This window comes from Micromonospora aurantiaca ATCC 27029, from assembly GCF_000145235.1.
Classification (GTDB): domain Bacteria; phylum Actinomycetota; class Actinomycetes; order Mycobacteriales; family Micromonosporaceae; genus Micromonospora; species Micromonospora aurantiaca.
Genome location: NC_014391.1, coordinates 3,263,116 through 3,287,589, shown reverse-complemented (window position 1 = coordinate 3,287,589; position 24,474 = coordinate 3,263,116). Strand labels below are relative to the sequence as shown.

Below are 24,474 nucleotides of genomic sequence, written 5' to 3'. Positions count from 1 at the left end.
ACCGCGGGCGAAACCGCGCAAAAAGGCCCCTCCCGGTTGCACCGGAAGGGGCCTTCGGCGCGGGTCAGCGCGACCCGGAGATGAGCCGCCGGCCCACCGAGGCGATCAGCCGGTCCAGCTCCGAGCCGAACGGGTTGTCGTGCACCAGGTACGTCCAGGTGGCGCTCGGGCGCACCAGCTTCGACGAGTCCGGCTCCCAGCCCTCGTCGAACTCGGTCTCCTCGAACGTGGCCACGGTCCGCGTCTCGATCTCGGGCACCAGCGCGTTGAACGCCGGCACCGCGCTGCGGTGGAACTCGTCGAGCGGGTCGAGCCGGCCCAGCGCCCGCAGGTGCACGCCCTCGCGCACCTCGGACAGCTCGGCCAGGTGGTCGGCCCAGAGCCGGTCCAGGTGATAGAGGGCGATCTTGCGCGCCACGTCGGCGAGCAGGTCCTCGTCCATCTCGCCGGCCTTCTCCGGCACCCGCTCCAGCAGCATCAGCGCGGCGATGTCGCTGGTCAGCAGCCGCTCCCGGCGCTCGGCGAGCGCCTTGCGCTGCTGCTCGATCACCTGGCTGTAGCGCCACGTGTTGCGGTGGATCTCGTGGTTGACGCCCTCGGCGACGCGCTGGGCGTGCTCGACCGCGTAGTCGACCTGCGGGTCGGTGACCAGGCCGTCGGCGTTCATCCGGGGCGAGGCCGGCACGGTGTCGCCGGCGTGCCGGACCACCAGGTCGTCCTCCAGGCTGACGAAGAACACCGACCCGCCCGGGTCGCCCTGCCGGCCGGCCCGGCCGCGGAGCTGGTCGTCGACCCGGCGGCTGTCGTGCCGGCCGCTGCCGATCACGTACAGGCCGCCCAGTTCCGCCACCCGGTCCCGGTCGGCCTGGTCGCTGCCGCCCAGCCGGATGTCCACGCCCCGGCCGGCCATCTGGGTGGAGACCGTCACCGCGCCGTACGCGCCGGCCTCCGCGATGATGCCGGCCTCCTCGTCGTCGTTCTTGGCGTTGAGGACCACGCAGGAGACGCCGGCGGCGTTGAGCGCGGCGGCCAGCCCTTCGGACTCCTTGACGTCGAGCGTGCCGACCAGCACCGGCCGCCCCGCCTGGTGGCAGCGCGTGATCTCGTCGACCAGCGCCTCCTCCTTCTCGGCGCGGGTGGCGTAGATCCGGTCCGGCTCGTCCTCGCGGACGCAGGGGGTGTTCGGCGGGATCACCGCGACCTCGAGGCCGAAGAACTCGCGGAGCTGGTCGCCGACGAGCACCGCGGTCGCGGTCATGCCGCAGACAGTCGGGTAGAGCGCGATGTACGCCTGCACGGTGATCGTGCCCAGCACCTCGCCCTCGGCGGTGGCGTCCAGGCCCTCCTTCGCCTCGACCGCGGCCTGGAGCCCGTCCGGCCAGCGGCGGCGCTGGGCGACCCGGCCGCGCATCTCGTCGATCAGCTCGACCGAGTCGTCCCGGACGATGTAGTCCACGTCCCGGTGCAACAGGGCGTGCGCGTGCAGCGCCACGTTCACCGCGGAGAGCTGCCCGACGTGCTCCTCGTCGTACAGGTCGATGCCGCCGAGCTTGGCCTCGACGGTGGCCAGGCCGACCGAGGTGAAGGCGACGCTGCGGCCGTCCTCGGCGACCGTGTAGTGCTTGCCCTTGCGCAGCCCGCGCACGAGCGCGGCCGCGGCGTGCACCGGGTCCTGCTCGCCGCCGACCGCGCCGGCCAGCACCATCGGCACCCGGGCCTCGTCGATCAGGATCGAGTCGGCCTCGTCCACGATCGCGGTCTTCAGCGGCGGCTGCACCCGGTCGGCCAGGTCGGTGACGAGCTGGTCACGCAGGAAGTCGAAGCCGGCCTCGCTGACCGACACGTACGTGACGTCGCAGCCGTACGCGGCGCGCCGCTCCTCGGGCGTGGAGGCCTCGTTGACCCAGCCGACGGTCAGCCCGAGCAGGTCGTAGACGGGCGTCATCCACTCGGCGTCGCGGCGGGCCAGGTAGTCGTTGACGGTGAGCACGTGCACCGGGCCGTTGCCCAGCCGCACGTGCCCGTACGCGGCGACAGTCGCGGTGAGCGTCTTGCCCTCACCGGTGGCCATCTCGGCGACCTTGCCGGACAGCAGCGCCATCGCGCCGAGCAGCTGCACGTCGTAGGGGCGCTGGTCGAGCCCGCGCCGGGCCGCCTCGCGGCCGATCGCGCAGATCTCCTCGTACCCCGTGGCCCGGCCGGCGGCCTCGGTCAGCTCGGCGTCGGAGAGCTGCTCCAGGTCCGCCTCGCGCGCCTCGATCGCCGGCAGCAGCTTCTCCAGCGGCGCCAGGTCGACAGTCGTCCCCGGGCGCTGGAGGAACCGGCGGAACCTGGTCTTCAACCGTTGCGACACACCCATGAGCGGCAACGGTACGCGAACCGGAGCCGATTGTGACCCCCGCCCGCCGCGCGCCGGGTTCCGCCCTTCGCGTCCGCTTCGGTCGATCATGAGGTTGGCGGCGTCCGGCGTCCGTTTTGTCGCCGCCAACCTCATGATCGACGCCCTGGAAAGGGGGCGGGGTGGGGGTGGGGGTCAGGGGGTGAGGACCACCTGGAGTTCTGTGCGGCGGCGGTCGGCCAGGTCGGTCAGCAGGGCCGGGGCCTCGTCCAGCGGGACCACTGCGGAGATCAGGTGCTTACGGATCACGTCCCCGTACTGGCGCAGCAGCTCCACCGTCTCCGCCGACAGCCGCTCCCGGTCCCAGGTGGGGGCCAGCCCGCGCGGCACCCGGCCGATCTGCGCGCAGCGCAGCGACAGCCCGTTGTGGTGGAACTCCTCACCGAGCCGGACCGCGTCCGCGCCGCCCTGGTAGAACGCCAGGTCGACCACGGTGCCCTGCGGGCGCAGCAGGCGCAGCGCGAGCTGCAACGCCCAGTCCTGGCCCCGGCACTGGAAGACCACGTCGGCGCCCCGGTCCCCGGCGGCGTGGTTCCACCGCGTCTTGAGCACCACCGCCGGGTCGTCCGCGTCCGGGTCGAGCGTGTCCAGGCCGAGCGCCTCGGCGACCTGCCGCCGGGCCGGCGTCGGGTCGACCACGACCACCGAGGCGGCGCCGTGCCTGCGGGCGAACAGGGCGGTCAGCAGCGCCACCACGCCGCCACCCACCACGGCCACCCGGCGGCCGCGTACGCCGTCGCCCAGCGTGCGCACGTCGGCGCCGCACAGGTCGGCCGCGGCGTGCAGCAGCCCGTTGGCGCAGATCGGGCCCATGTGCGCGACGTACACGCCGAGCAGCGGATCAAGGTCGTCGGGCAGCGGCACGAACCGCTCGGTGAGCGGGTCGGCGACCCAGCCGCTGCGGTGGCCGTACGTCATGGCGCCGACCTCGCCCACCGCGACGGCCGGGGTCCGGCTCTCCACCACGCGCCCGACCTGCATGTAGCCGAGCCGGGTGACCGGGTACGGCGTGCTCGCCCCGCCGGGCCGAAACAGCCCGAGCGCGGCGTCCCAGGTGACGTGCAGGTAGGGGTTGGTGCCCTTGACGAAGCTCAGTTCGGTGCCGGCCGAGACGCCGCTGTAGAGCGTCTCCACCCGGAACGTGCCCTCGCGCAGCTCCGGCGCGTCCAGTTCGGCCAGCTCGACCCGGCCGGGACCGCCGACCACCACCACCCGGTCACGCATCGACGCTCACCCCCGCGTCCGCGACCGGCGCGGAGAGTCGGGACGCCGGCCCGGTCGGCAACGCCACCGGCCGTCCGGTACGCGCCGACTCGGCCACCGCCAGCGCGAGCCGGTGGGTGCGCAGCGCCTCCGCGTACGGCACCCGGACGTCGTCGCCGAGGCCGCAGACGGCGTCGACGAAGGCCCGGTCGACTGCTACCCGCGCGCCGTCCGGGTCGGCGGGAACGTGCCGCTCGCCGTCGGCGTCACGCACGGTCAGGCCGTCCTCGGCCAGCCACAGCGCCAGCCCGTCGGCGAGGATCTCCACGCCGGCCCGGTGCTTCCAGCCGAGCACGCAGGACGCGGCGAGCGTGCCGACCGCGCCGGAGCCGAACCGCAGCGTGGCGGCGGTCACCGAATCGATGTCGGCGCCGTCGACCGGCGGCGGGGTGCCGTCGCCGTACGCGGTCACCTCGACCGCCTCACCGGCCAGCAGCCGGACCAGGTCCAGCACGTGCGCGGCCTGCTCGACCACCGGGCCGCCGGAGCGGTCCCGCCGCGCCCACCAGGCCACCGGCGGCACCTTGTCCAGCCAGGCACCGTTGATCATCCGCACCGGACGGCCGGCGAGCAGCCGCCGCGCCTCCTCCACGACGTGCAGGTAACGCCAGTGGTGCCCGACGCCGGTGAGCAGCCCCTGCTGCTGCACCAGCGCGGCGACCCGCTCGGCGGTCTCCAGGTCCAGCGCCACCGGCTTCTCCACGAACATCGGCACCCCGGCGGCGACCACCGCCTCCTCGACCGGGCCGTGCGCGAACGGCGGCACGCAGACGTACACCGCGTCCGGCCCGGCCGCGAGCAGCTCGTCCACGTCGCGGAACACCCGGCCGCCGTACGTGCCGGCGAGCGCCCCCGCCGCGTCCGGCGCGACGTCCGTCACACCGAGCAGCTCCACGTCCTCGAAGCCCGTGAGCACCCGGGCGTGGCGTTGTGCCACCCCACCGGCTCCGACTAGTCCCACCCGGCAGGTACGCATCCGACCAACCCTCTCGCCACGACTGGAAGACTGCGGTCACCACTCCCCCCGGCGGCCGCGCGCGAAACGCCGCCGGGGGGCGCAACGCAACGTTCATCCGCCCGGAACCGCCCGGTACGCACCTGGTGATCAGGTTGTTAGGCAAGATCCGGTTAGCGCGGATGCGGGATTGGGAAAACCATGATTCGCGATTCCACCACTAATGGGGGGTGCCCGTGCGGGAATCAGATTCGACCGTCTCACCTGTGGTGGAGGCGTGGGCCACGTACCGCACCAGCACCGCCGACGACTGGCCGGCGCGGCGACTGGTACGCGCCAAGGGCGCGAGCCGGGTCAGCGTGGTGCTGCCGGCCCGCAACGAGGAGGCGACGGTCGGCGCGATCGTGTCGACCGTCCGGGAACACCTGATGGACCGTGTGCCGCTCGTCGACGAGCTGATCGTGGTGGACTCCCGGTCCACCGACCGGACCGCGCAGGTGGCGCGCGCCGCCGGCGCCGAGGTGGTCAGCCAGGACGCGATGACGCGCGGGCTGCCCCGCCTGACCGGCAAGGGCGACGCGCTCTGGGCCGGGCTGGCCGCGGCCGAGGGGGACGTGGTCGCGTTCGTCGACGCCGACCTGCGCGAGTTCCGGCCGCATTTCGTGACCGGGCTGCTCGGGCCGCTGCTGACGGATCCGGGCGTGGAGTTCGTGAAGGGCTTCTACCACCGGCCGCTGGTCGGTGCGACGAGTGTGGAGCCCGACGGCGGCGGGCGGGTGACGGAGCTGATGGCCCGGCCGCTGCTGAACCTGTTCTGGCCGGAGCTGGCCGGTTTCGTGCAACCGCTCGCGGGCGAGTACGCCGGCCGCCGCGAGGTGCTGGAGCGGGTGCCGTTCGTCACCGGGTACGGCGTCGAGACGGCCATGCTGATCGACCTGCTGGAGATGGTCGGGCTGGACGCGCTGGCCCAGGTCGACCTGGGTGAGCGCAAGCACCGGCACCAGGACACCGCCGCGCTGGGCCGGATGTCCGCGCAGATCATGCTGACCGCCTGGTCGCGGCTGCAACGACGCGGGTGGGCGGCGCCGGGGGTGGCGCCGACCGCCCTGCTGACCCAGTTCCGCCGGGGCGGCTCGGAGACGCTGCCCAACCTGGACCGCGAGATCGTGGTCAACGACGTGTCGGTGCAGGAACGCCCGCCGCTGGCGCAGATGCGGCACCGCCTTCCCCGCCGCCGGGTGGCGGCCGCGTGAGTGGGGAAACCCTGAGAGAGGACAGCGCATGACGCTCACCGTGCTGATGAACGCCGGGCCGTGGCTGTCCGTGCCTCCGCCGGGCTACGGCGGCATCGAGAACGTGATCGCCACGCTGGTGCCGGAGCTGCGCCGCCTGGGCGTACGGGTGGTGCTCGCCTCGGTGGAGAGCAGCACGCTGCCGGTCGACGAGCGGATCGCGGTCTTCCCGGACGGCCAGTTCCACGCGTTGCAGCGGCCGTACAACCAGGTCTGCGGCGTCTCCCAGGCGCACCTGTCCGAGGTGGTGCGGGCGCTGCACGCCCGCGACGACATCGACCTGGTGCACGACCACGTGGAGGCGGTCGGCCTGGCCACGCTCGCCGCGATGGGCCCGGACGCCCCGCCGGTGCTGCACACGCTGCACTGGGACCTGGCCAAGCACCCGGAGCTGTACGGCAACCTCGACGGCGGCGACCGGGTACGGGTCAACGGCGTGTCCGCGTCGCAGCTGGCGCGCGCTCCGGAGGCGCTGCGCGCGCACTCGGTGGGGCACGTGCACCTGTCCACCCCGCTCGCGGTCGACGCGGACCGGCACGCGCCGGTGGCCAAGGGCGACCACGTGGTGATCCTCGGCCGGATCAACCCGGGCAAGGGGCAGGACCTGGGCGCCCGGCTGGCGCAGGAGACCGGCTTCCGGCTGGTTCTGGCCGGGCCGGTCGGCCCGTACCACCGGCCGGAGGATCTGGCCGCGGCCGGCGACGAGGCCCGGCAGAACCCGGACGTGCGTTTCTTCTACGACCAGGTGGCGCCGTACGTCGACGACGACCGGGTGCGCTGGGTCGGCACTGTCGCCGGGCGGGAGCGCGACGACCTGGTCGCCTCGGCGCGGGCGTCGCTGTTCCCGCTGCGCTGGGAGGAGCCGGGCGGTACGGCTGTGGTCGAGTCGCTGTCGCTCGGCACGCCGGTGGTGGCCACCGCCCGGGGCTGCCTGCCGGAGCTGATCGAGCACGGCCGCACCGGCCTGCTCACCGACGACGAGCGTGAGCTGGGTGACCTGGTGCTCGCCGCCGCCGGGCTGGAGCCGGCCGAGTGCCGGCGGGAGGCGGCCCGGCGGTTCACCCCGGCCCGGATGGCACAGCAGTACGTCGAGCTGTACGACCGGGTCCGGACGGGCGTGACGAAGCCGCTGCAGCCGGCCTGAGCCGCACCGGCCCGGCTGCCCCGCGCGGCCGGGCCGGCGTTTGCCCCCGCCGGGCGCGGGAAACCGGCGCTTCCCGCGGTGGCGAGGAGGCCGGCGTGACGAACTCGATGGCGCACTCCCGGGCACGGCGCAACCCGGCCGACGGGCGGGCGCCGGTACGCCGGATAGCCTCGGGGTTCGCCGTGCTCCTGCTGCTGCTCGGCGCGCTGGGCTTCGTGCCGGGCATCACCAGCGACTACGCGGATCTGCGCTTCGCCGGGCCGGGCTCCGGCGCCCGGCTGTTCGGTGTGTTCCAGGTCTCGGCGGTGCACAACCTGGTGCACCTGGTACTCGGCCTGGCCGGGCTGGCGCTGGCCCGTACCGTCGCCGGCGCCCGCGCGTTCCTGGTCGGTGCCGGTGCGGTCTACCTGGCGCTGTGGCTCTTCGGTCTGGCGGTCGACAGACGCGACGCGGCGAACGCGCTCGCGGTCAACCGCGCCGACTCGTGGCTGCACCTGCTGCTGGGCGCCGCCATGCTGGCGCTGGGGCTGGTCGCGGCGCGGCGCGGGGACCGCCGCTGACCTGCGCCCCGGCGGCCCCGATGCCCGGTTTCACCGGTCCGGGGCCCGGGTACGTCCGTAGTCCTCCGGCTGCGGGAGGCGGCGATCGCCCCGGCCGGGCGGCCCTCCCCGACGAGAAGGAAACGAGGCGGCGATGGTGACCCGGATCAGGTGCGAGGTCCGCGACGAGTCGCCGGTCACTGTCGTACGGCTGGCCGGAGCGCTCGACCTGGGCACGATGCGCGCGGTGCACGAGGTGCTCGACAACTGCCTCGCCGCGCAGCCGGACGCCCTGGTGGTCGACCTGGAGGAGATCGAGGTCGGCGAGCCGCTGGCCCTGTCCGTCTTCGCCGCCGCCGCGCGGCGCGCCGCCGACTGGCCGGCGGTGCCGATGGTGCTCGCCGCTCCCTGCGCCGAGACGGCGGCCTGGCTGAACGAGACCACCGCCTGCCGGGTGGTGCCGGTGCGCCGGGACTGCGCCGAGGCGACCGCGCTGGCCGGAGCGGAGGCGGCGCCCCGGCTGCGGGCCCGGCTGGAGCCGGTCGCCGGCGCCTGCCGGCGGGCCCGGGAGCTGGTCACGGAGGCGTGCGGCAGGTGGAACGTGCCGGAGCTGGCCGGCCCGGCGTCGCTGGTGCTCACCGAGCTGGTCGGCAACGTGGTGCGGCACGCCGGCACCCCGATGCACGTGACGCTGACGCTGCGCCGGCCGTACCTGCGGGTCGCGGTGATGGACGGCAGCCCGGCCGACGCCCGCGCCGCGAGCAGCCGCGATCCGCGTGCCGAGGGCGGCCGCGGGCTGATGCTGGTCCGCGAGCTGACCCAGCGCTGGGGCAGCACTCCGGTCGGCGCCGGCAAGGTCGTCTGGGCCATGCTCCCGGCTAATTGACCGAATTCTCCGCGCTCGCCTGGTTACATGGGCAGAGGGCCGGGTACGCCCGCCCGTCCTGTCTGTCGTCACACGGGGTGAGATGCCATGCCCAAGCGGGTAGTCACGGAACCGGCACGAGACCGAGGGCCCGCGATCCTCGCGCCGGCCCGGTTCGGGGGCTACCCCGGGCCCGTACGGGAGGCGGTGAAGGGCAACGCGCTGTGGCGGTTGCTGCGGACCACCGACGCCAAGCAGATCGGCCTGCTCTACCTGATCACGTCGTTCGGGTACTTCATCGTCGGCGGGATCCTGGCGTTGATCATCCGGGTGGAGCTGGCCCGGCCGGGGATGCAGGTCGTCTCCCCCGAGCAGTACAACCAGATGTTCACCATGCACGGCACGGTGATGCTGCTGCTGTTCGCCACCCCGCTGTTCTTCGGGTTCGCCAACTACCTGGTGCCGCTGCAGATCGGCGCCGCCGACGTGGCGTTCCCCCGGCTGAACGCGTTCGCGTACTGGCTCTACTTCCTGGGCGCGCTCATGGTCGTGGGCGGGTTCGCCACCCCGGCCGGCGCGGCGGACTTCGGCTGGACCGCGTACACACCGCTGAGCACCGCGCAGCACTCCCCCGGCGTCGGGGCGAACATGTGGGTGGTCGGCCTGGCCGTGTCCGGTCTGGGCACGATCCTCGGCGCGGTCAACCTGATCACCACGATCGTGACGCTGCGCGCGCCGGGCATGACCATGTTCCGGATGCCGATCTTCACCTGGAACGCGCTGCTCACCAGCGTCCTGGTGATCTTCGTGTTCCCGCTGCTGGCCGCCGCGCTGCTGGCGCTGGCCTCGGACCGGCTGCTGCATTCGCACGTGTACGACTCGACGACCGGCGGGCCGATGCTCTGGCAGCACCTGTTCTGGTTCTTCGGCCATCCCGAGGTCTACATCATCGCGCTGCCGTTCTTCGGCATCATCACCGAGATCATCCCGGTGTTCTCCCGCAAGCCGATCTTCGGCTACACCGGCCTGGTGCTGGCCACCATCGCCATCACGGTGCTGTCGATGACCGTCTGGGCGCACCACATGTTCGCCACCGGGCAGGTGCTGCTGCCGTTCTTCAGCATCCTGAGCTTCCTGATCGCGGTGCCGACCGGAGTGAAGTTCTTCAACTGGATCGGCACCATGTGGAAGGGACAGATCACGTTCGAGACGCCGATGCTGTTCGCCGTCGGCTTCCTGGTGACGTTCCTGCTGGGCGGCCTGACCGGGGTGCTGCTGGCCAGCCCGCCGGTGGACTGGCACGTCACCGACAGCTACTTCGTGGTGGCGCACTTCCACTACGTGATGTTCGGGACCATCGTCTTCGCCGCGTTCGGCGGGCTCTACTTCTGGTTCCCGAAGATGACCGGGCGGCTGCTCGACGAGCGGCTGGGCAAGATGCACTTCTGGACCATGTTCATCGGCTTCCACGCCACGTTCCTGGTGCAGCACTGGCTCGGCAACGAGGGCATGCCCCGCCGGTACGCCGACTACCTGCCCGGCGACGGCTTCACCACGCTGAACACGATCTCCAGCATCGGCTCGTTCATCCTCGGCGCGTCCACCCTGTTCGTGATCTGGAACATCTGGAAGTCGTGGCGGTACGGCGCGATGGTCACAGTGGACGACCCGTGGGGTTTCGGCAACTCGCTGGAGTGGGCCACCACCTGCCCGCCGCCGCTGCGCAACTTCGACCGGATGCCGCGCATCCGCTCCGAGCGGCCGGCGTTCGACCTCAAGTACGGCCCGCTCGTCTCCGACCTGGGCCGCGATCTGCCGCAGCGCACCACCAAGCCACCGCAGTCGTTCCGCGAGGAGATGCACCACGAGCGGCACGTGCCGGAGTCGCCGTCGGCCGGCGGCGCGTACGGCGCGCCCGAGGCGGTGGACTACCAGCCCGCTCCGCAGTCCGGGGCGCGCCCGGTGGAGGTGCCGGAGCCGGAGGAGGTGCGCCGGCCCAGCTTCGAGGAGACCGACGAGCCGGAGGGCAGCGCGCTCAACGCCGAGCGCGACGACCAGCGCAACGACAGGTGGCGGCACCCGCGCGGGCACGGGGACACCCCGGAGAACTGAGACACCGGACGAGGGCCGGCGCCGTCGGGCGCCGGCCCTCTCGTCGTACGCCTCGCGCCGGCTCCCGTGGTGGGAAGCCGGCGCGGCACGTGCTGGTCGGTCAGTCGGCGGCCGGCAGTCCGGCCGCGGTCAGCGAGCGGCGCACCGCCGGCTGCACCCGGGTCAGCCGCAGCGGCACCCCGGTACGCGCGGCGGCCTCCCGGCCGGCCATCAGCGCGGCGATCCCGCCGGCGTCGAAACCACCGGCGCCGACCAGGTCGACCACCACCTCGCGGGGCTGCCCGGTGACCGCCTGGAGCACCGCCCGGCGCAACTGGTCCGCGCCGGCCCGGTCCACCTCGCCGCCGACCTCGACGACGACCCGGTCGCCGTTCTGCCGCACCGAGATCCGCGCCTTCGCCGGCTCGGCCTCGGCCGCGCCGTTCTGCCAGGGCGGCGGGGCGTCGGCGAGCATCGCCTGACGCAGCCAGGTCAGCGCCCGCGACAGCAGCCGGGACACGTGCATCTGGGAGATGCCGAACCGGGCGGCGATCTCCGCCTGGGTCTGGTTGCCGTAGAAGCGCATCGCCAGGATGCGGCGCTCCCGCCAGGGCAGCCGGTGCAGCAGGCCGCTGACAGTGACCCGGTCGTCCACCGACTCCAGCGCGTGGTCGGACTCGCCGACGAGGTCGCCGAACTCGGCCGAGCTCTCGCCGCCCACCGGCGCGTTCAGCGAGGCCGGGCTGTAGCCGGCGGCCGACTCCAGCGCGGCGAGGATCTCCTCCTCCGGCGTCTCCAGCCGGGCGGACAACTCGGCCACTGTGGGCGCGCGGGACAGCTCGCTGGTCAGCGTCGCCGTCGCCTGTCCCACCTCGAGGATCAGGTCCCGCAGCCGGCGCGGCACGTGCACGCCCCAGGTGCGGTCGCGGAAGTGCCGTTTGATCTCGCCGACGATGGTGATCGCCGCGTACGCGGTGAACGAACCGCGTTCCGGGTCGTACCTGTCGACGGCGTTGACCAGGCCGAGACGGGCCACCTGCTCCAGGTCCTCCAGCGGCTCACCGCGCCCGCGGTAGCGGCGGGCGAGCCGGCCGGCGAACGGCAGCGCGAACCGGACCAGGTCGTCCCGCGCCTCCTGCCGCCGCTCCGGTGGCAGGCCCTCGATCCGGGCCGCGTACGCGAGCGCCGCCGCGTCCAGGTCCTCCAGACCCCGGTCGGTGGTCGGTGGTGTGGGTGTGGTGGTCTGTCCGAACATCCGCGCCCCCTCGCCGAAGAGCCCCCGCCCGGTCGGAACCGGTCGTGCGCGTGGTCGGACCACGCACCGGGTGAGGAAGTTGGGTTACGTGACGGATACGTCGAAAGCGGTGGCTGCCCGCCGCACGGCGTCGTGGGCCGTTTCGCGGCGAGCGGTCTTCCCGCTCCGTAGGTACTCAATCACGGACCGCAGGATCGCGAGGAAGTTTCGCCAGGTTGGCCGGCAGCCCGGTCCCGGCGGCGGTTCAGCGGACCAGCAGGCCCTGGTGTGCGCCCGCGTCACGCAGGACGGCGAGGGCCTCGGCCATCCGCAGCGGCGGCGGCGCGGGCAGGTCGCAGGGCTGGTTGCGCAACACCTCCGTGGCACGTCGGGTGGGTACCGAGGCGACCGGGTAGCCGCGGGCGGCACCTCGGTCCAGGGCCCGCCGGCGGCGCCCGAAGCCGGCCACCGCCAGCCACTGGGGCAGTCCCGCGTACGCGGGCGAGCGCAGGCCGGGTGGCTCGGGCAGCACGTCCACCGAGCTGAACGGCTCGCTGCCGGCCAGCCACCACTCGACGCCCGCGACCCGGCGCGCGGCGGCGTTCTCGCACCAGTAGGGCACCAGGCCGGCCCGCAGCACCTGCGCCGGGTCGAGCAGCCGGCCGCACTCCACCACCAGCCGGTTGCCGGTCTTGCCGGCCCGCCGCAGCCAGCGCCGGTACAGGTCGGCGGTCACCGCGCTCAGCGCGTCCGGCTGCGGCACGACCACCAGGTGCAGCGGATGCCCGTGCCGGTCGCCGAAGGAGCGGGCGTCGTGCTCGAAACCGGACTCCACGCCGTGTTCGGCGAACGCGCCCGCCACCGTGACCTCCGGCGCGGTCCAGCGCGTCTCGTCACCGCCGGCCGCGCGCAGCACCTGGCCCAGCGCCCGGGCGTCCGGGTGGAAGTCGACCGGGTCCAGGCCGCCGCCCGGGCAGCCGGCCTGGAAGCTGTGCCCGTCGCCGCAGTCGCGTACCGGCCAGGTGCGGGCGTCGTGCAGCAGCAGCACCGGCGCGGCCGGTTCCAGCCGGTCGGCCAGGAAGCGCGCGTACGCCTTCGGCAGCGTGCGCCAGCGCACCGCGAACGTCACCGCCGCGCCGGCTGCCGCGCCCCGGCTGGCCGGGCAGTGCACCTGGCGTACGTGCACGCGCGGGTTGGCTTCGAGCAGCCGGGCGGCCAGCGTGGCGCCGTGCGCGTACGCGGCGTCCGGGCGGTCCACCGCCCCCCGGGTCCACTGCCCGGCCAGTTCGAACCCGGCAGGGAGCCAGGGCACACCCAGCGCCACCGCGAGATGGGCGGCGGCGCCGTGCGGCGAGCCGAGCACCACGCCGGGCCAGCGCCGGTCCGGGTACTGCCCGGCGAACCACCCGGCTACCCGCTCGGCGTCCACGGCGGCGATCTGTCCGGCGGTGAGCGCCGCCCGCCCGGCGGCCCGGACGGCGGCGGCGCGGCGTACCGGCTCGGGCGCGCCGGTGAGGCGGGACAGCGCGCCCGGGTGGCCGAGGTCGCCGCAGTCGTCGCCGCGCAGCGCCCGGGCGGTCACGGCGACCAGGACCCGGGCGGCGCTGCCGGCCGCCACCACCCGCTCCGCGGGCAGCCCTGCGCCGCTGACCGGCGTCCGTTCGACTCGTTCGCTCACCACGCGGCCCGGCTTCCCGTCCCTCTGGGGTCTAAACGGGGCATCTCCCCACGGGTGAGGACCAAGGCCCGCCCGGTAACCGCACCGCCCGCGACACCCAGGTACGCCGTCGCGCCGCGTGCCCGCCGTCGCGGGCGCAACAGCGCTCGGGTGCGGGTTTGGGCCGGACCGGGACGGGCACTGCACCGCGCATGCCCGACGACGAGAGCACCCCGGCGGCGACCATCACCCCGTACCGGGACGGACCACTGCTGGTACGCGGCGACTTCGCGCTGGTCACGCCCGACGGCACGCCGATCGAGACGCGCCGGGGCACCGTGGCGCTGTGCCGGTGCGGCAAGAGCGCGATCAAGCCGTTCTGCGACGGCACGCACAAGGTGAGCGGTTTCCGGGCCGGCAGCGACCGCGAGTCCTGACCCCCACCCTCGCCGATCTTGCACTTCGGTGCCCGGCAAACCTCCCGAACCGGGCATGCAGTGGGCCCGAACTGCAAGATCCCGAGCGAAAAGCGGGGTCAGGCTGCGGCGAGGGCGTGCTGGGGTGGGCGCAGGGACGACTCGCCCGTCGACCAGGCGGTGAGCAGGTGTGCGGCGAAGAGGGCGTCCAGTGCCAGCGCGGCGGCGGCCCCGAACAGCACGTCGGACGCGAGCGCCGGCTCGGCCCGGACCAGCCCGCCGCACATGTCGTACGCGGCGATCTGCTCGTGTACGGCGTCGGCCTCGACGTGCTCGTCGTAGAAGCGCGTGGCGACCTCGTCGAAGCCGAGCCGGCGCAGTCCGTTGCCGTAGCGGCGATTCGGCAGCGACGAGGTCATCTCGTACGCGGCCAGGTGCCCGAGCAGCGCCCCGCGCAGCCGCCGGTGCAGGCCGAACAGCGACATCAGGTTGTTCGTCGCCAGCGTCACCGCCGGCACCCGGTCCAGATGGGCGGCGTAGCCGGTGTCCAGGCCGAGCCGGTCCATCGTGGTGCGGAACAGCTCGGCGTGCATCCGGTCCAGCCGGCCGTTGCCGTACTCGTCGGTCTGGATCTCCACGAGCGCGGCCTTCGCCGGCCCACCGAGCCGGGGCAGCGCCCAGCTGTGCGGGTCGGCCTCGCGCAGGTGGTAGATCGAGCGGTGGGCGACGAACTCGCGGAACCGGTCGAGGTCGGCGCGGCGTTGCAGCGTGGCGGCCAGCGGCGGGCCGTCGTCGGCGGCCACCAGGTCGGCCAGCGCACCCGGCACGCCGGCCGGCAGCACCGCCGGCTGCGGACCGGCCAGCTCGCGCAGCGCCGCCTCGAACGGCCGCTCGGCGCGGGCGCGCAGCGCCAGCAGCGACGGCTCCCACTCCCACGCCGCGTCGACGCCCGACCAGCCCCGGTAGTGCAGCTCGTAGCAGAGGAACAGGGTGAGCTGGAGGTCCTCGTCGGTCAGCGGCGCGGCGGCCGCGTCCAGGTGCGTGCCCAGCCCGGCCGGCAGCTCGCCCGGCGCCGCGCGCAGCGCGGTCAGCAGCGCGGCGGAGACAGGCCCGCGCGCCGCGGGCAGCGGAGCGGGGCCGTGACGACTGTCGGCGGCGACGGACATGTGACCTCCCGGGACGGTTGCGCCCGGTCGCAGTGCCCCGCCCGGATGCCGCTAAACGACTTCGTCCGCCGCGATGGCCTCGGTCTGGATCACCCGCTCCCGCACCCGGCGGGCGGCGTCCCCGTCGGCCACCAGGCCGCGCAGGTCGGCCAGCGCCGGTTCGGGCGCGTCCAGCGGCACGGCCGGGTCCACCACCGCCTCCAGGACGGCAGGCCGGTCGGCCGCCAGCACCTCGTCCCAGGCGGGTCCGACCAGGTCCGGCCGGTCCACCCGGACGCCGTGCAGCCCGAGCAGGCGGGCCCACCCGGCGTACGGCACCTCGGGCCCCCGCTCCCCGGGTGACCGGCCGCCGCCGACGCCGGACCGGTCCCTGTTGTTCAGCACCAGCACGATCAGCCGGGGATCGTGCCAGGCCGTCCAGTGGTGCGCCACAGTGATCAGCTCGGCCAGGCCGTTGAGCTGCATCGCGCCGTCGCCGAGCAGCGCGAACACCGGCTCGTCCGGGCGGGCCAGCTTGGCGGCGACCGCGTACGGCAGGGCGCAGCCCATCGAGCCGAGCGTGCCGCACAGCCGCGCCTGCACACCCGGCGGCAGCTCCAGGTGCCGGGCGTACCAGTAGACGACCGAGCCGACGTCGACGGCGACGCCGGCGTGCCGGGGCAGCCGGGTGGACAGCTCACGCAGCACGAGCCGCGGGTCGACCGGATCGGCGGGCGTGGCGGTGCGCTCGGCGGCGGCCACGCGCCACCGGTCCACCATCTTCTCCACCATGCCGCGCCACTCGCGGTGGGGATTCTCCGGCACCCGGGTCAGCAGCGCCCGCAGCGTCTCGGCGGCGTCGCCGACCAGCGGCACGTCCACCGGGTAGCGGGTGCCGATGCGCCGGCCGTCGATGTCGATCTGGATGGTGCGTACCTGGCCCGGCATCGGGAACCAGTCGGTCCACGGATCGTTGGTGCCGATCATCAACAGCGTGTCGCAGGAGCCCATGAGCTGCGCGGCGGCGGTGGTGCCGACCTCGCCGAGCACGCCGGTGTGGAACGGCAGCCGCTCGTCGAGCACCGGCTTGCCCAGCAGCGACGTGGCCACGCCCGCGCCGAGCCGGTCGGCGAGTGCGACGATCTCCTCGGCCGCGCCGTGCGCGCCCTGGCCGACGAGCACCGCCACCCGCCGCCCGTTGCCGAGCAGCGAGGCGGCGGCGTCCAGGTCGGCGTCGTGCGGCAGCACCCGGGCCAGCGGCTCGCCGGGCGTCGCGGTGACCACCCCGGCGGTCTGCGGCAGCAGGTCCGGTACGGCGGTGACCTGCAACGCGCGCGGCAGCACCACGCAGGTCGGGCTGCGGGTCGCCGCGGCGGTACGGAACGCCTGGTCCAGCAGTGCCGGCACCTGCTCGGGCCGGCGGCCGTAGCGGACGAACTGGTTGCACACGTCGCCGAACAGCCGGCTCAACCCGATCTCCTCGTGCGCGCCGCCGAGCGGGCCGGTGACGTCCTCGCCGATGATCGCGACCACCGGCTTGCTGTCGAGCTTGGCGTCGTAGAGCCCGTTGAGCAGGTGCACGGCGCTCGGGCCCTGGGTCGCCAGGCACACCCCGACGCCGCCGGTGAACTTCGCGTGCCCGGTGGCCATGTACGAGGCGGTCTCCTCGTGCCGGGCGGGGACGAACGCCGGGTCCCCGCCCGCGTCGTCGAGCGCGCCCACGAGCGGGGCGATCGCCGCGCCCGGACAGCCGAACACCCGCGGCACCCGCCAGGCCCGCAGGCGTTCGACCACCAGGTCGGCGACGATGCGCTCAGCCATTACCCCGCCCCGGCGTGCTCGCGTCGACGTAGCGCAGCACCGCGCCGACCCCGTCGGTCAGCTCCGGCGCCTCCTCGGGCGCGAGCACCGTCAGGTCCGCGTCGGTGCCGATCAGCGCGCGCAGCAGCGCCGCGTCGGCGCGTACCCGCTGGGGGTCGGCCACCGACATGCCGGCCAGCTGCCCCGGGTCGGTGGCGATCTCGGTCGGCTCGGGGCCCACCCACAGCTCGCCGTCGGCCGACGGGTCGTCCACGATGAGCATCGTGTCGACCTGGTTGCGTTGCAGCGCGGAGACCACGGCGTCGAGTCCGGCGCCGACGTCCTCCTGGACGCCGAAGCGGTCCAGCGCGGCGGCGATCCGCCGGTCGGCGACCTCGGCGACGGTCTGCACCATGATGTCGTCCATCAGCGTGTCGTCGGCGCCCACGTCGCGGGCGCCCGCGTCGGTGCGGACCAGCACGTCCTGCCAGCGCTCGGGGAGCTGGGCGGCGATCATGCCGGTGGCCCGGACGTCCCCGGCCACCAGGACGACGTCCGCACCGACGCGCTCGGCCAGGTCGGCGGTGGCCGCGGCGGCGTCACCGGCGTTCTGGTGCCACGCCTCCATGGCGGCGCGCTGGTAGCGGGACTGCGACCAGCCGCCCGGCTGCACCCGGCGCAGCTGGCGGCTCTGCCCGCCCTTCACCTGGGCGCGCCGGGGCACGCCACCGGCGCTGACCGCCATCGCGTCCGCGCCGGTACGGTCGGCCAGCACCCGTACCCAGGCCACCTGCTCGCCGCGCTGAGCGACCAGCGGCATGGTGTGCGGCAGCGCCGACCAGCTCGCCAGGTCACGCAGCGGCGGCGCGGACAGGTACTCGGTGAGCACCACGCGGCCCCGGGTGGCGAAGACGGCGATGCCGTAGTCGCCGGGCATCGGCTGGTGCCGGCGGACGACTTCCTCCACCGCCTCGACGGTGACCGGGTCGGCGCCCTGCCCCAGCAGGTCGCCCTTGAGGGCCCGCCAGCGCAGGTCGACCTGCGGTCGCGCGTCCTGGGTGTCGCGGGAGGCGTCCATGTACACCGAGCACCAGGGCCCGGGACGGTTGTAGAGCGGGCGCAGGAAGGACAGCTGCATGCTCGACCCCTTTCCGGCTCGGCCGCACGCATACCCGCGCCCCGGCGGATGTCACCTGCCGGCGGCCGGGGCGTGACCACCGTTCATTCACGTCGTTCAACCCGAAGGGCCGATACCATCTGTGCACGGAACGGGACTCTCGGTGGTGAACATGGACACGGAGCTGTACAGCCGACGCGTCGTCCACCCGACGGAACGCGTCGTCACCGGGCGTCTCGTCCGGTTGATGGAGGGCTACGCCCGGGAGGTCCGGGTCGGGCAGCCCGCGCTGGTCGCGGTACTGACCGCCGCGGGCGTGGTGGGGCTGCTGCTGAAGGTGGTGCGCGCGTTGCTCAGCAGCGGCGGCGGCGGGGCCCGGCGCAGCTTCAAGGAGCTGAAGAAGGGGCCGGAGTTCCTGGTCACCCCGGTCCGGGTACGCGACGCCGCCGGCCGGCTGGTGGAGGTCGAGCTGCACGGCCACCTGCCGCAGAGCGCGCTGCACCCCGGCGACCACGTCCAGCTCACGCTGCGGGCGCAACGTGACGAGGATCTGCCGCCGCGGATCGAGCGGATCGTCAACCTGACCACCGGGCAACTGCTGACCCCGCGTACCGCGACGCTCTGGTCCCATCTGGGTCCGGCGCTGCTGCTCCAGGCCATTCTGGGCGCCGTGCTGCTGTTCGGCGTGGCCGCCTGCTCGGCCCTGACCTAGGTTTCCCCGTCACCGGAGGCGGGCACCGCTGCGGCCATGTTCGCCGGATTCACGCTCACCGAGATCGACGTCGGCGAGGTCCGCCTGCGCGTACGCCACGGCGGCTCCGGGCCACCCGTGGTGCTGCTGCACGGGCACCCGCGTACCCATGCGACCTGGCACCGGGTGGCGCCGCGGCTGGCCGCGCGGCACACGGTGATCTGCCCGGACCTGCGCGGCTACGGCGGCTCGTCGAAGCCGCCGAGCGACCCGGAGCACACCGTCTACTCGAAGCGGGCGATGGCCGCCGACGTGGTCGGGCTGCTCGACGCGCTCGGCCACCGCCGGGCCGCAGTGATCGGTCACGACCGCGGCGCGTACGTGGCCATGCGGACCGCCCTGGATCATCCGGACCGGGTGAGCCGCCTCGGCGTGCTGGACGGGGTGCCGATCGGTGAGGCGCTGGCCCGCTGCGACGCCCGGTTCGCCGCCCGCTGGTGGCACTGGTTCTTCCTCGGTCAGCTCGCCAAGCCGGCCGAGCGGGTGATCAACGCCGATCCGGATGCCTGGTACGGCGGATCACCGGAGGAGATGGGCGAGCAGGCGTACGCCGACTACCGGCGCGCCATCCACGACCCGGCGACGGTGCACGCCATGTGCGAGGACTACCGGGCCGGGCTCGGGCCGGACCGGGCGGCGGACGACGCCGACCGGGCCGCCGGGCGGCGGATCGGCTGCCCGGTGCTGTTCGCCTGGTCCGAGCGCGACGACATGGTCGACCTCTACGGCGACCCGGCCGCGATCTGGCGGGACTGGGCCGACGACGTGCGGACCGCGTCGATCCCGTCCGGGCACCACATGGCCGAGGAGGCGCCGCGGGAGCTGACCGACGTGCTGGCCGGGTTCCTCGCCGAGGATGTCGCCGCGGTCAGCGACCCGCGGGGGTGAGCGGCCGCTGCGCGACAGCTGGCGCGTCGAGCAGGCCCCGGCGGCTCGCCCAGCGCTCGAACAGCACGGTGGCGAACGGGGGCACCGCGCTGGCCAGGGCCAGCCCGGTCTGCACGAGCGTCCAGCGGCGCCGCCGGGCCACCACGAGCGCCAGCAGGCCGTAGACCACGAACAGCGCGCCGTGGATCGGGCCGAAGATCTTCACGCCGATCTCGTCGCCGGGCGGGCCGTACTTGACCGCCATGCCGGCCAGCAGCGCCGCCCACGAGCAGGCCTCGGCGAACGCCGCCACCACGAACGCCCGGATCCACCCGTCGCGCATTCCGCCACTCCCCTTCGCCGTCGGCGGCCATGCTAGCCGCCCGGGCCGGGCCGCCCGGACGGAACCCGCTGCCCCGCGACGGGGATCACCGGGGCCGCCACGGGGTACAGAAAAGGGCCTCCGGGCCTTTCCTGACCCGCCACTCCGTGCGAGGTTGGGGAGAACCAACGGTGACAGGGTGGTGACCATGGGCGAGGACGTCGGCGTGCGTACCTTCAGCCGGGAGGACCGGGCCCGCTATCGCGAGAAGGTCCGGCGGTGCCTGGACGTGTTCGCCGAGATGCTGCGCGAGTCCCGGTTCGACGTGGAGCGGCCGATGACCGGCCTGGAGATCGAGCTGAACCTGGTCGACGACGGCTTCGACCCGGCCATGCGCAACGCCGACGTGCTGGAGGCGATCGCCGACCCGGCGTTCCAGACCGAACTGGGCCAGTTCAACGTGGAGATCAACGTCGAGCCGCGGCGGCTCGCCGGCACCGGCACCGCGGCGTTCGAGGAGCACGTCCGTGCCAGCCTGAACGCCGCCGAGGAGAAGGCCCGTACCGTCGGCGCGCACATGGTGATGATCGGGATCCTGCCGACGCTGCGCCCGGAGCACCTGACCGCCGAGACGCTGTCGGCCAATCCCCGGTACGCGCTGCTCAACGAGCAGATCTTCGCCGCCCGGGGCGAGGACCTGCCCATCGCGATCAGCGGGGTGGAGCGGCTGGCCACCACCGCCGACACCATCACGCCGGAGGCGGCGTGCACCAGCACCCAGTTCCACCTCCAGGTCAGCCCGGCGCAGTTCGCCGACTACTGGAACGCGGCCCAGGCGGTCGCCGGCATCCAGGTGGCGCTGGGCGCGAACTCCCCGCTGTTCTTCGGCCGGGAGCTGTGGCGCGAGACCCGGGTGCCGCTGTTCCAGCAGGCCACCGACACCCGGGCGGAGGAGATCAAGGCCCAGGGCGTACGCCCGCGGGTGTGGTTCGGCGAACGCTGGATCACGTCGGTGTTCGACCTGTTCGAGGAGAACGTCCGCTACTTCCCGGCGCTGCTGCCGGTCTGCGACCCGGAGGACCCGGCGGCCACGCTGCACAGCGGCGGCGTGCCGAAGCTGGCCGAGCTGCGGTTGCACAACGGCACCATCTACCGGTGGAACCGGCCGGTCTACGACGTGCTCAAGGGCCGGCCGCACCTGCGGGTGGAGAACCGGGTGCTACCGGCCGGGCCGACGGTGGTGGACACCGTCGCCAACGGCGCGTTCTACTTCGGCCTGGTACGGGCGCTCGCCGAGTCCGACCGCCCGTTGTGGTCGCAGATGTCGTTCAGCGCGGCCGAGGAGAACTTCAACGCCTGCGCCCGGCACGGCATCGACGCCCAGGTGTACTGGCCCGGGCTGGGCTACCTGCCGGTGACCGAGCTGGTGCTGCGCCGGTTGCTGCCGATGGCCCACCACGGGCTGGACCGGTGGGGCCTGGACCCGGCGGAGCGGGACCGGCTGCTCGGCATCGTCGAGCAGCGCTGCCTGACCGGCCGCAACGGCGCGACGTGGCAGGTGGAGACGCTGCACCGGCTGGAGTCGGCCGACCACATGGACCGGCCGGCGGCGCTGCGCGAGGTGGTCCGCCACTACGTCGACCTGATGCACAGCAACCGGCCCGTGCACGAGTGGCCGATCCCCTGAGCCGGGCCGGCGCGGTGCCCCGCGTCAGCGCAGCGCCGTCACGGCCGCCCGCGCGGCCTGGGCCACCAGCGCGTCGTCGGGCTCCGCGTCGCGGCTGTCCCGGCTGGACATGACTGCGAGCACGATCGGCGCCCGGTCCGGCGGCCACACCACGGCGATGTCGTTGCGGGTGCCGTACCCGCCGGTGCCGGACTTGTCCGCCACCTGCCAGCCGGCCGGCACGCCGGCCCGGACCAGTCCGCTCCCGGTGGTGCTGGCCCGCATCCAGCCCAGCAGCAGGTCGCGGTCCGCGGGCGGCAGGGTCTCACCCAGCGTGTACGCCCGCAGCGAGCCGGCCAGCGCGCGGGGCGTGCTGGTGTCGCGCTCGTCGCCGGGTGTGGCCGCGTTGAGTTCCGGCTCGGTACGGGCGGGCCGGGTCACCTGGTCGCCGACGTCCCGCAGCGCCCGCTCGAAACCGGCCGGGCCGCCGAGCGCGTCGAACAGCAGGTTGCCCGCGGTGTTGTCGCTGTACCGCACCGCCGCCTCGGCGGCGTCCCGCAGCGTCATCCCGGTCTCCACGTGCCGCTCGGTCACCGGGGAGTGCGCCACCAGGTCCGCGCGCCGGTAGCGGACCACCCGGTCCCGGTCGGCGTCCGACGTGGCGGCCAGCATCGCGCCCGCCGCGAGCGCCTTGCACGTGGAGGCGTACGCGAACCGCTCGTCGGCCCGGTGCGCGAGGGTGCGGCCGGTGCCGGTGTCGAGGGCGAAGACGCCGATCCGGGCGCCGGAGCGCCGCTCCAGGGCCGCCAGTTCCGGCGGCGCGGGCACCGGCGAGGCGTTCGGTGTGGCGCTCGGCGTGGCCGGGGCGGTGGATGCGGCCGGGGCGCTGGTCGCCGGTGCGGCTTCGGGCCGGTCCGTGGTGCAGCCGGCCACCAGAGCCGTCGCCGTGAGCATCGCCGCCGCGAGCACCTGCCGTCGGATCATCCGTTTCCTCCCCCGTCGTCCGGACCACGCCGTTCTCGGGCCATTGTCGCCGATCCCGGTCGCCAGCGATCCGCAGCCTCTCAGCCGGCGCGGTTGTCCTGCCATCCGCCCGCGCCGACCAGGACCGGTGGTTCGCCGGCCGACGCGGCGGGTCAGCCCGCGACGGCGGCGAACGTGACAGCGCCGAGCGCGGCTACCGGCAGCGCCACCGCGGCGGCCAGCAGCCGCACCCGGGCGGACCGGCCGATCAGCACCACGAGCAGCGCGGCGAGCCCGAGGTCGATCGCCACGTTCCACCACGCTCCGGGGTACGACCCGGACTTCAGCGCGAACCGCAGCGCCTCCTCGACGAACACGGCCACCGGCAGGGCGGTCCCCACGATTCGCCGCCATCCGTCGGTCCGCGCCCAGATGCCGCCGACGCCGAACACCACGCCCGCCACCACGCCGAACGCCATCCAGACGATCGAGGTGGGCGACCAGATCACGGCGAGGTCGTCGCCCTGGAGCAGCGTCGCCGCCAGGTAGTAGCTGGGCACCGCGACGATCAGCAGGACGCTGGCCGCCACGGCGGCGCGCACCGCGCCCGACCGGATCCACCATCCCAGCGCGAACGCGGCGACCGCCCAGGTGGCTGTGGAGTTGCCGAGTTCGGCGAACGGGAACGGCACCCACTTGATCCAGACGAAGTCCAGGAAGCCGAGCAGGAAACCGGCGACGGGGACGACAAGCGCGACGGCGCGACGCGAGGGTGGCATGCGGGGGAGCATACTCAGTATGCTCACCGGGTCGGCAGGGTGGCCCTACGAAGCCAGGCGTCGCTCGGACGGCGCGAGACGCACCGCGGCGTCGGAGCGGCTGATCTCGGCCCACACCTCGTCGAGGGAGAGTCCGAGGACGTCGGCGATGGCGGCGATGGTGGGGAACGCCGGCGTGGCGACCCGGCCGGACTCGATCTTCCGGAGCGTCTCCGGGGAGACACCGGCGTCGAGCGCGGTGAGCAGCATCGAACGCTCGCCCCGGGCGCGGCGCAGAAGCGCACCGAGGCGCTGCCCGCGCTCGACCTCGGCGGGGGTGAGGGGCAACCTGACCATGCCAGGATTCTAATACCGGGATAACATGACCGGGATACTTATTGGTCGCGTGAGGAAGGCGCCTGCATGATCGAGATCCTGAGCCCCACCGACGTACGGCGGGCGCGGGACACCGGCGCCCTGGTCGCCCACATCCTGCGGACGCTGCGCAGCCGCACCACCGTGGGCACGAACCTGCTCGACATCGACAGGCAGGCGCAGCGCATGATCACCGAGGCCGGGGCGCAGTCCTGCTACGTCGACTACGAGCCGTCGTTCGGGCGCGGGCCGTTCGGCCACTACATCTGCACCTCGGTCAACGACGCGGTGCTGCACGGGCTGCCGCACGACTACACGCTGGCCGACGGCGACCTGCTCAGCCTCGACCTGGCCGTCTCGCTGGGCGGGGTGGTGGCCGACTCCGCGATCAGCTTCGTCGTCGGTGACGCCCGGCCCGCGGAGAGCGTCGCGCTCATCGACGCCACCGAACGGGCGTTGCAGGCCGGGATCGCCGCGGCCCGCCCCGGCGTCCGCGTCGGCGACCTCTCGTACGCCATCGGCTCGGTCCTCACCGAAGCCGGATACACGGTCAACACCGAGTTCGGCGGCCACGGCGTCGGGTCGACGATGCACCAGGACCCGCACGTGTCGAACACCGGGCGCCCCGGGCGCGGCTACACGCTGCGTCCCGGACTGCTCCTGGCGCTGGAGCCGTGGGTGATGGCGGACACCGCCACGCTGGTCACCGACGCCGACGGGTGGACGCTGCGCAGCGCGACCGGCTGCCGCACCGCGCACAGCGAGCACACCATCGCCATCACCGACGACGGCGCGGAGATCCTGACGCTGCCGAAGCAGTGACCTTCGCTGCGGCAGGCGTCGCCGTTCTCCCGCG

At 74.1% G+C, this 24,474-nt stretch carries 22 protein-coding genes; 10 read left to right on the top strand and 12 right to left on the bottom strand.

Annotation, left to right across the window (positions count from 1 at the left end):
* Window positions 1-64: 64 nt before the first annotated feature.
* The 3 genes from secA2 to MICAU_RS14315 all read right to left on the bottom strand — a co-directional run bounded on the left by secA2 (window position 65) and on the right by MICAU_RS14315 (window position 4,637).
* Window positions 65-2,359 carry an accessory Sec system translocase SecA2 gene (secA2, locus tag MICAU_RS14325; RefSeq protein ID WP_013286037.1) on the bottom strand — a complete coding sequence of 765 codons (2,295 nt, stop codon included), beginning with the start codon at window positions 2,357-2,359 and terminating at the stop codon, window positions 65-67.
* A gap of 174 nt (window positions 2,360-2,533) precedes the next feature.
* Window positions 2,534-3,622 carry a zinc-dependent alcohol dehydrogenase gene (locus tag MICAU_RS14320; RefSeq protein WP_013286036.1) on the bottom strand — a complete coding sequence of 363 codons (1,089 nt, stop codon included), beginning with the start codon at window positions 3,620-3,622 and terminating at the stop codon, window positions 2,534-2,536.
* Window positions 3,615-4,637 (bottom strand): Gfo/Idh/MocA family protein, encoded by a 1,023-nt coding sequence (locus tag MICAU_RS14315; protein ID WP_013286035.1) that lies wholly within the window; start codon window positions 4,635-4,637, stop codon window positions 3,615-3,617. The genes MICAU_RS14320 and MICAU_RS14315 overlap by 8 nt, the downstream gene beginning before the upstream one ends.
* Before the next feature lie 248 nt (window positions 4,638-4,885).
* Here MICAU_RS14315 and MICAU_RS14310 point away from each other — a divergent pair, with 248 nt between their 5' ends.
* The 5 genes from MICAU_RS14310 to ctaD all read left to right on the top strand — a co-directional run bounded on the left by MICAU_RS14310 (window position 4,886) and on the right by ctaD (window position 10,568).
* Entirely contained in the window at window positions 4,886-5,869 is a 984-nt protein-coding gene (locus MICAU_RS14310; protein WP_225319619.1) for a glucosyl-3-phosphoglycerate synthase, read from the top strand.
* Between the two features lie 28 nt (window positions 5,870-5,897).
* The gene (locus MICAU_RS14305) at window positions 5,898-7,052 is read left to right on the top strand and encodes a glycosyltransferase (protein WP_013286033.1); all 1,155 of its coding nucleotides are present in this window, start codon (window positions 5,898-5,900) and stop codon (window positions 7,050-7,052) included.
* Window positions 7,053-7,159: 107 nt separating this feature from the next.
* Window positions 7,160-7,612 carry a DUF4383 domain-containing protein gene (locus MICAU_RS14300; RefSeq protein WP_030274282.1) on the top strand — a complete coding sequence of 151 codons (453 nt, stop codon included), beginning with the start codon at window positions 7,160-7,162 and terminating at the stop codon, window positions 7,610-7,612.
* 133 nt (window positions 7,613-7,745) lie between these two features.
* The gene (locus tag MICAU_RS14295; RefSeq protein WP_013286031.1) at window positions 7,746-8,477 is read left to right on the top strand and encodes an ATP-binding protein; all 732 of its coding nucleotides are present in this window, start codon (window positions 7,746-7,748) and stop codon (window positions 8,475-8,477) included.
* Window positions 8,478-8,564: 87 nt separating this feature from the next.
* Complete coding sequence (gene ctaD, locus MICAU_RS14290) at window positions 8,565-10,568, top strand: aa3-type cytochrome oxidase subunit I (protein WP_013286030.1); 2,004 nt, start codon at window positions 8,565-8,567, stop codon at window positions 10,566-10,568.
* A 100-nt stretch (window positions 10,569-10,668) separates the two neighbouring features.
* Here ctaD and MICAU_RS14285 read toward each other — a convergent pair whose 3' ends face one another.
* Together MICAU_RS14285 and MICAU_RS14280 are read right to left on the bottom strand one after the other, a co-directional pair.
* On the bottom strand, window positions 10,669-11,802 hold the full coding sequence (locus MICAU_RS14285) for a SigB/SigF/SigG family RNA polymerase sigma factor (protein ID WP_013286029.1): 1,134 nt from the start codon (window positions 11,800-11,802) through the stop codon (window positions 10,669-10,671).
* A 244-nt stretch (window positions 11,803-12,046) separates the two neighbouring features.
* A complete protein-coding gene (locus MICAU_RS14280; RefSeq protein ID WP_013286028.1) occupies window positions 12,047-13,462 on the bottom strand; it encodes a hypothetical protein in 1,416 nt (471 codons plus the stop codon).
* A gap of 188 nt (window positions 13,463-13,650) precedes the next feature.
* On the opposite strand from MICAU_RS14280, the gene MICAU_RS14275 reads away from it, so the two are divergent.
* Window positions 13,651-13,875 carry a CDGSH iron-sulfur domain-containing protein gene (locus MICAU_RS14275; RefSeq protein WP_013286027.1) on the top strand — a complete coding sequence of 75 codons (225 nt, stop codon included), beginning with the start codon at window positions 13,651-13,653 and terminating at the stop codon, window positions 13,873-13,875.
* Window positions 13,876-13,973: 98 nt separating this feature from the next.
* Here the strand turns inward: MICAU_RS14275 and MICAU_RS14270 are convergent, their stop codons facing one another.
* Genes MICAU_RS14270 through MICAU_RS14260 form a run of 3 tightly spaced genes read right to left on the bottom strand, consistent with a single transcriptional unit; the run spans window position 13,974 to window position 17,937 of the window.
* On the bottom strand, window positions 13,974-15,020 hold the full coding sequence (locus MICAU_RS14270; RefSeq protein WP_013286026.1) for an iron-containing redox enzyme family protein: 1,047 nt from the start codon (window positions 15,018-15,020) through the stop codon (window positions 13,974-13,976).
* Between the two features lie 51 nt (window positions 15,021-15,071).
* On the bottom strand, window positions 15,072-16,820 hold the full coding sequence (locus MICAU_RS14265) for a thiamine pyrophosphate-requiring protein (RefSeq protein ID WP_013286025.1): 1,749 nt from the start codon (window positions 16,818-16,820) through the stop codon (window positions 15,072-15,074).
* Window positions 16,813-17,937, bottom strand: coding sequence for a baeRF2 domain-containing protein (locus MICAU_RS14260; protein ID WP_013286024.1), 1,125 nt, complete (start codon window positions 17,935-17,937; stop codon window positions 16,813-16,815). The genes MICAU_RS14265 and MICAU_RS14260 overlap by 8 nt, the downstream gene beginning before the upstream one ends.
* A gap of 151 nt (window positions 17,938-18,088) precedes the next feature.
* Here MICAU_RS14260 and MICAU_RS14255 point away from each other — a divergent pair, with 151 nt between their 5' ends.
* Window positions 18,089-18,628, top strand: coding sequence for a hypothetical protein (locus MICAU_RS14255; RefSeq protein WP_013286023.1), 540 nt, complete (start codon window positions 18,089-18,091; stop codon window positions 18,626-18,628).
* A gap of 36 nt (window positions 18,629-18,664) precedes the next feature.
* Window positions 18,665-19,555, top strand: coding sequence for an alpha/beta fold hydrolase (locus tag MICAU_RS14250; RefSeq protein WP_013286022.1), 891 nt, complete (start codon window positions 18,665-18,667; stop codon window positions 19,553-19,555).
* Here MICAU_RS14250 and MICAU_RS14245 read toward each other — a convergent pair.
* Window positions 19,536-19,877, bottom strand: a complete 342-nt coding sequence (locus MICAU_RS14245; RefSeq protein WP_013286021.1) for a DUF3817 domain-containing protein — start codon at window positions 19,875-19,877, stop codon at window positions 19,536-19,538. The genes MICAU_RS14250 and MICAU_RS14245 overlap by 20 nt on opposite strands.
* A 187-nt stretch (window positions 19,878-20,064) precedes the next feature.
* Here MICAU_RS14245 and MICAU_RS14240 point away from each other — a divergent pair, with 187 nt between their 5' ends.
* Window positions 20,065-21,543: a glutamate-cysteine ligase family protein gene (locus tag MICAU_RS14240; RefSeq protein WP_013286020.1), complete on the top strand. Its 1,479-nt coding sequence runs from the start codon at window positions 20,065-20,067 to the stop codon at window positions 21,541-21,543.
* Between the two features lie 24 nt (window positions 21,544-21,567).
* Here the strand turns inward: MICAU_RS14240 and bla are convergent, their stop codons facing one another.
* The 3 genes from bla to MICAU_RS14225 all read right to left on the bottom strand — a co-directional run bounded on the left by bla (window position 21,568) and on the right by MICAU_RS14225 (window position 23,600).
* Complete coding sequence (bla, locus tag MICAU_RS14235) at window positions 21,568-22,506, bottom strand: class A beta-lactamase (RefSeq protein ID WP_013286019.1); 939 nt, start codon at window positions 22,504-22,506, stop codon at window positions 21,568-21,570.
* Between the two features lie 152 nt (window positions 22,507-22,658).
* A complete protein-coding gene (locus tag MICAU_RS14230) occupies window positions 22,659-23,264 on the bottom strand; it encodes a DUF6518 family protein (RefSeq protein WP_244879762.1) in 606 nt (201 codons plus the stop codon).
* 45 nt (window positions 23,265-23,309) lie between these two features.
* Window positions 23,310-23,600 (bottom strand): helix-turn-helix domain-containing protein, encoded by a 291-nt coding sequence (locus MICAU_RS14225; protein WP_013286017.1) that lies wholly within the window; start codon window positions 23,598-23,600, stop codon window positions 23,310-23,312.
* Between the two features lie 66 nt (window positions 23,601-23,666).
* Here MICAU_RS14225 and map point away from each other — a divergent pair, with 66 nt between their 5' ends.
* A complete protein-coding gene (gene map / locus MICAU_RS14220; RefSeq protein WP_013286016.1) occupies window positions 23,667-24,440 on the top strand; it encodes a type I methionyl aminopeptidase in 774 nt (257 codons plus the stop codon).
* Window positions 24,441-24,474 lie beyond the last annotated feature (34 nt).

What these genes read in the sequence shown, in the direction of transcription:
- secA2 (WP_013286037.1), bottom strand. Translation starts at nt 2,359, where the DNA reads ATGGGTGTGTCGCAACGGTTGAAGACCAGGTTCCGCCGGTTCCTCCAG.
- MICAU_RS14320 (WP_013286036.1), bottom strand. Translation starts at nt 3,622, where the DNA reads ATGCGTGACCGGGTGGTGGTGGTCGGCGGTCCCGGCCGGGTCGAGCTG.
- MICAU_RS14315 (WP_013286035.1), bottom strand. Translation starts at nt 4,637, where the DNA reads ATGCGTACCTGCCGGGTGGGACTAGTCGGAGCCGGTGGGGTGGCACAA.
- MICAU_RS14305 (WP_013286033.1), top strand. Translation starts at nt 5,898, where the DNA reads ATGACGCTCACCGTGCTGATGAACGCCGGGCCGTGGCTGTCCGTGCCT.
- MICAU_RS14300 (WP_030274282.1), top strand. Translation starts at nt 7,160, where the DNA reads ATGGCGCACTCCCGGGCACGGCGCAACCCGGCCGACGGGCGGGCGCCG.
- MICAU_RS14295 (WP_013286031.1), top strand. Translation starts at nt 7,746, where the DNA reads ATGGTGACCCGGATCAGGTGCGAGGTCCGCGACGAGTCGCCGGTCACT.
- ctaD (WP_013286030.1), top strand. Translation starts at nt 8,565, where the DNA reads ATGCCCAAGCGGGTAGTCACGGAACCGGCACGAGACCGAGGGCCCGCG.
- MICAU_RS14285 (WP_013286029.1), bottom strand. Translation starts at nt 11,802, where the DNA reads ATGTTCGGACAGACCACCACACCCACACCACCGACCACCGACCGGGGT.
- MICAU_RS14275 (WP_013286027.1), top strand. Translation starts at nt 13,651, where the DNA reads ATGCCCGACGACGAGAGCACCCCGGCGGCGACCATCACCCCGTACCGG.
- MICAU_RS14270 (WP_013286026.1), bottom strand. Translation starts at nt 15,020, where the DNA reads ATGTCCGTCGCCGCCGACAGTCGTCACGGCCCCGCTCCGCTGCCCGCG.
- MICAU_RS14265 (WP_013286025.1), bottom strand. Translation starts at nt 16,820, where the DNA reads ATGGCTGAGCGCATCGTCGCCGACCTGGTGGTCGAACGCCTGCGGGCC.
- MICAU_RS14260 (WP_013286024.1), bottom strand. Translation starts at nt 17,937, where the DNA reads ATGCAGCTGTCCTTCCTGCGCCCGCTCTACAACCGTCCCGGGCCCTGG.
- MICAU_RS14255 (WP_013286023.1), top strand. Translation starts at nt 18,089, where the DNA reads ATGGACACGGAGCTGTACAGCCGACGCGTCGTCCACCCGACGGAACGC.
- MICAU_RS14250 (WP_013286022.1), top strand. Translation starts at nt 18,665, where the DNA reads ATGTTCGCCGGATTCACGCTCACCGAGATCGACGTCGGCGAGGTCCGC.
- MICAU_RS14245 (WP_013286021.1), bottom strand. Translation starts at nt 19,877, where the DNA reads ATGCGCGACGGGTGGATCCGGGCGTTCGTGGTGGCGGCGTTCGCCGAG.
- MICAU_RS14240 (WP_013286020.1), top strand. Translation starts at nt 20,065, where the DNA reads ATGGGCGAGGACGTCGGCGTGCGTACCTTCAGCCGGGAGGACCGGGCC.
- bla (WP_013286019.1), bottom strand. Translation starts at nt 22,506, where the DNA reads ATGATCCGACGGCAGGTGCTCGCGGCGGCGATGCTCACGGCGACGGCT.
- MICAU_RS14230 (WP_244879762.1), bottom strand. Translation starts at nt 23,264, where the DNA reads ATGCCACCCTCGCGTCGCGCCGTCGCGCTTGTCGTCCCCGTCGCCGGT.
- MICAU_RS14225 (WP_013286017.1), bottom strand. Translation starts at nt 23,600, where the DNA reads ATGGTCAGGTTGCCCCTCACCCCCGCCGAGGTCGAGCGCGGGCAGCGC.
- map (WP_013286016.1), top strand. Translation starts at nt 23,667, where the DNA reads ATGATCGAGATCCTGAGCCCCACCGACGTACGGCGGGCGCGGGACACC.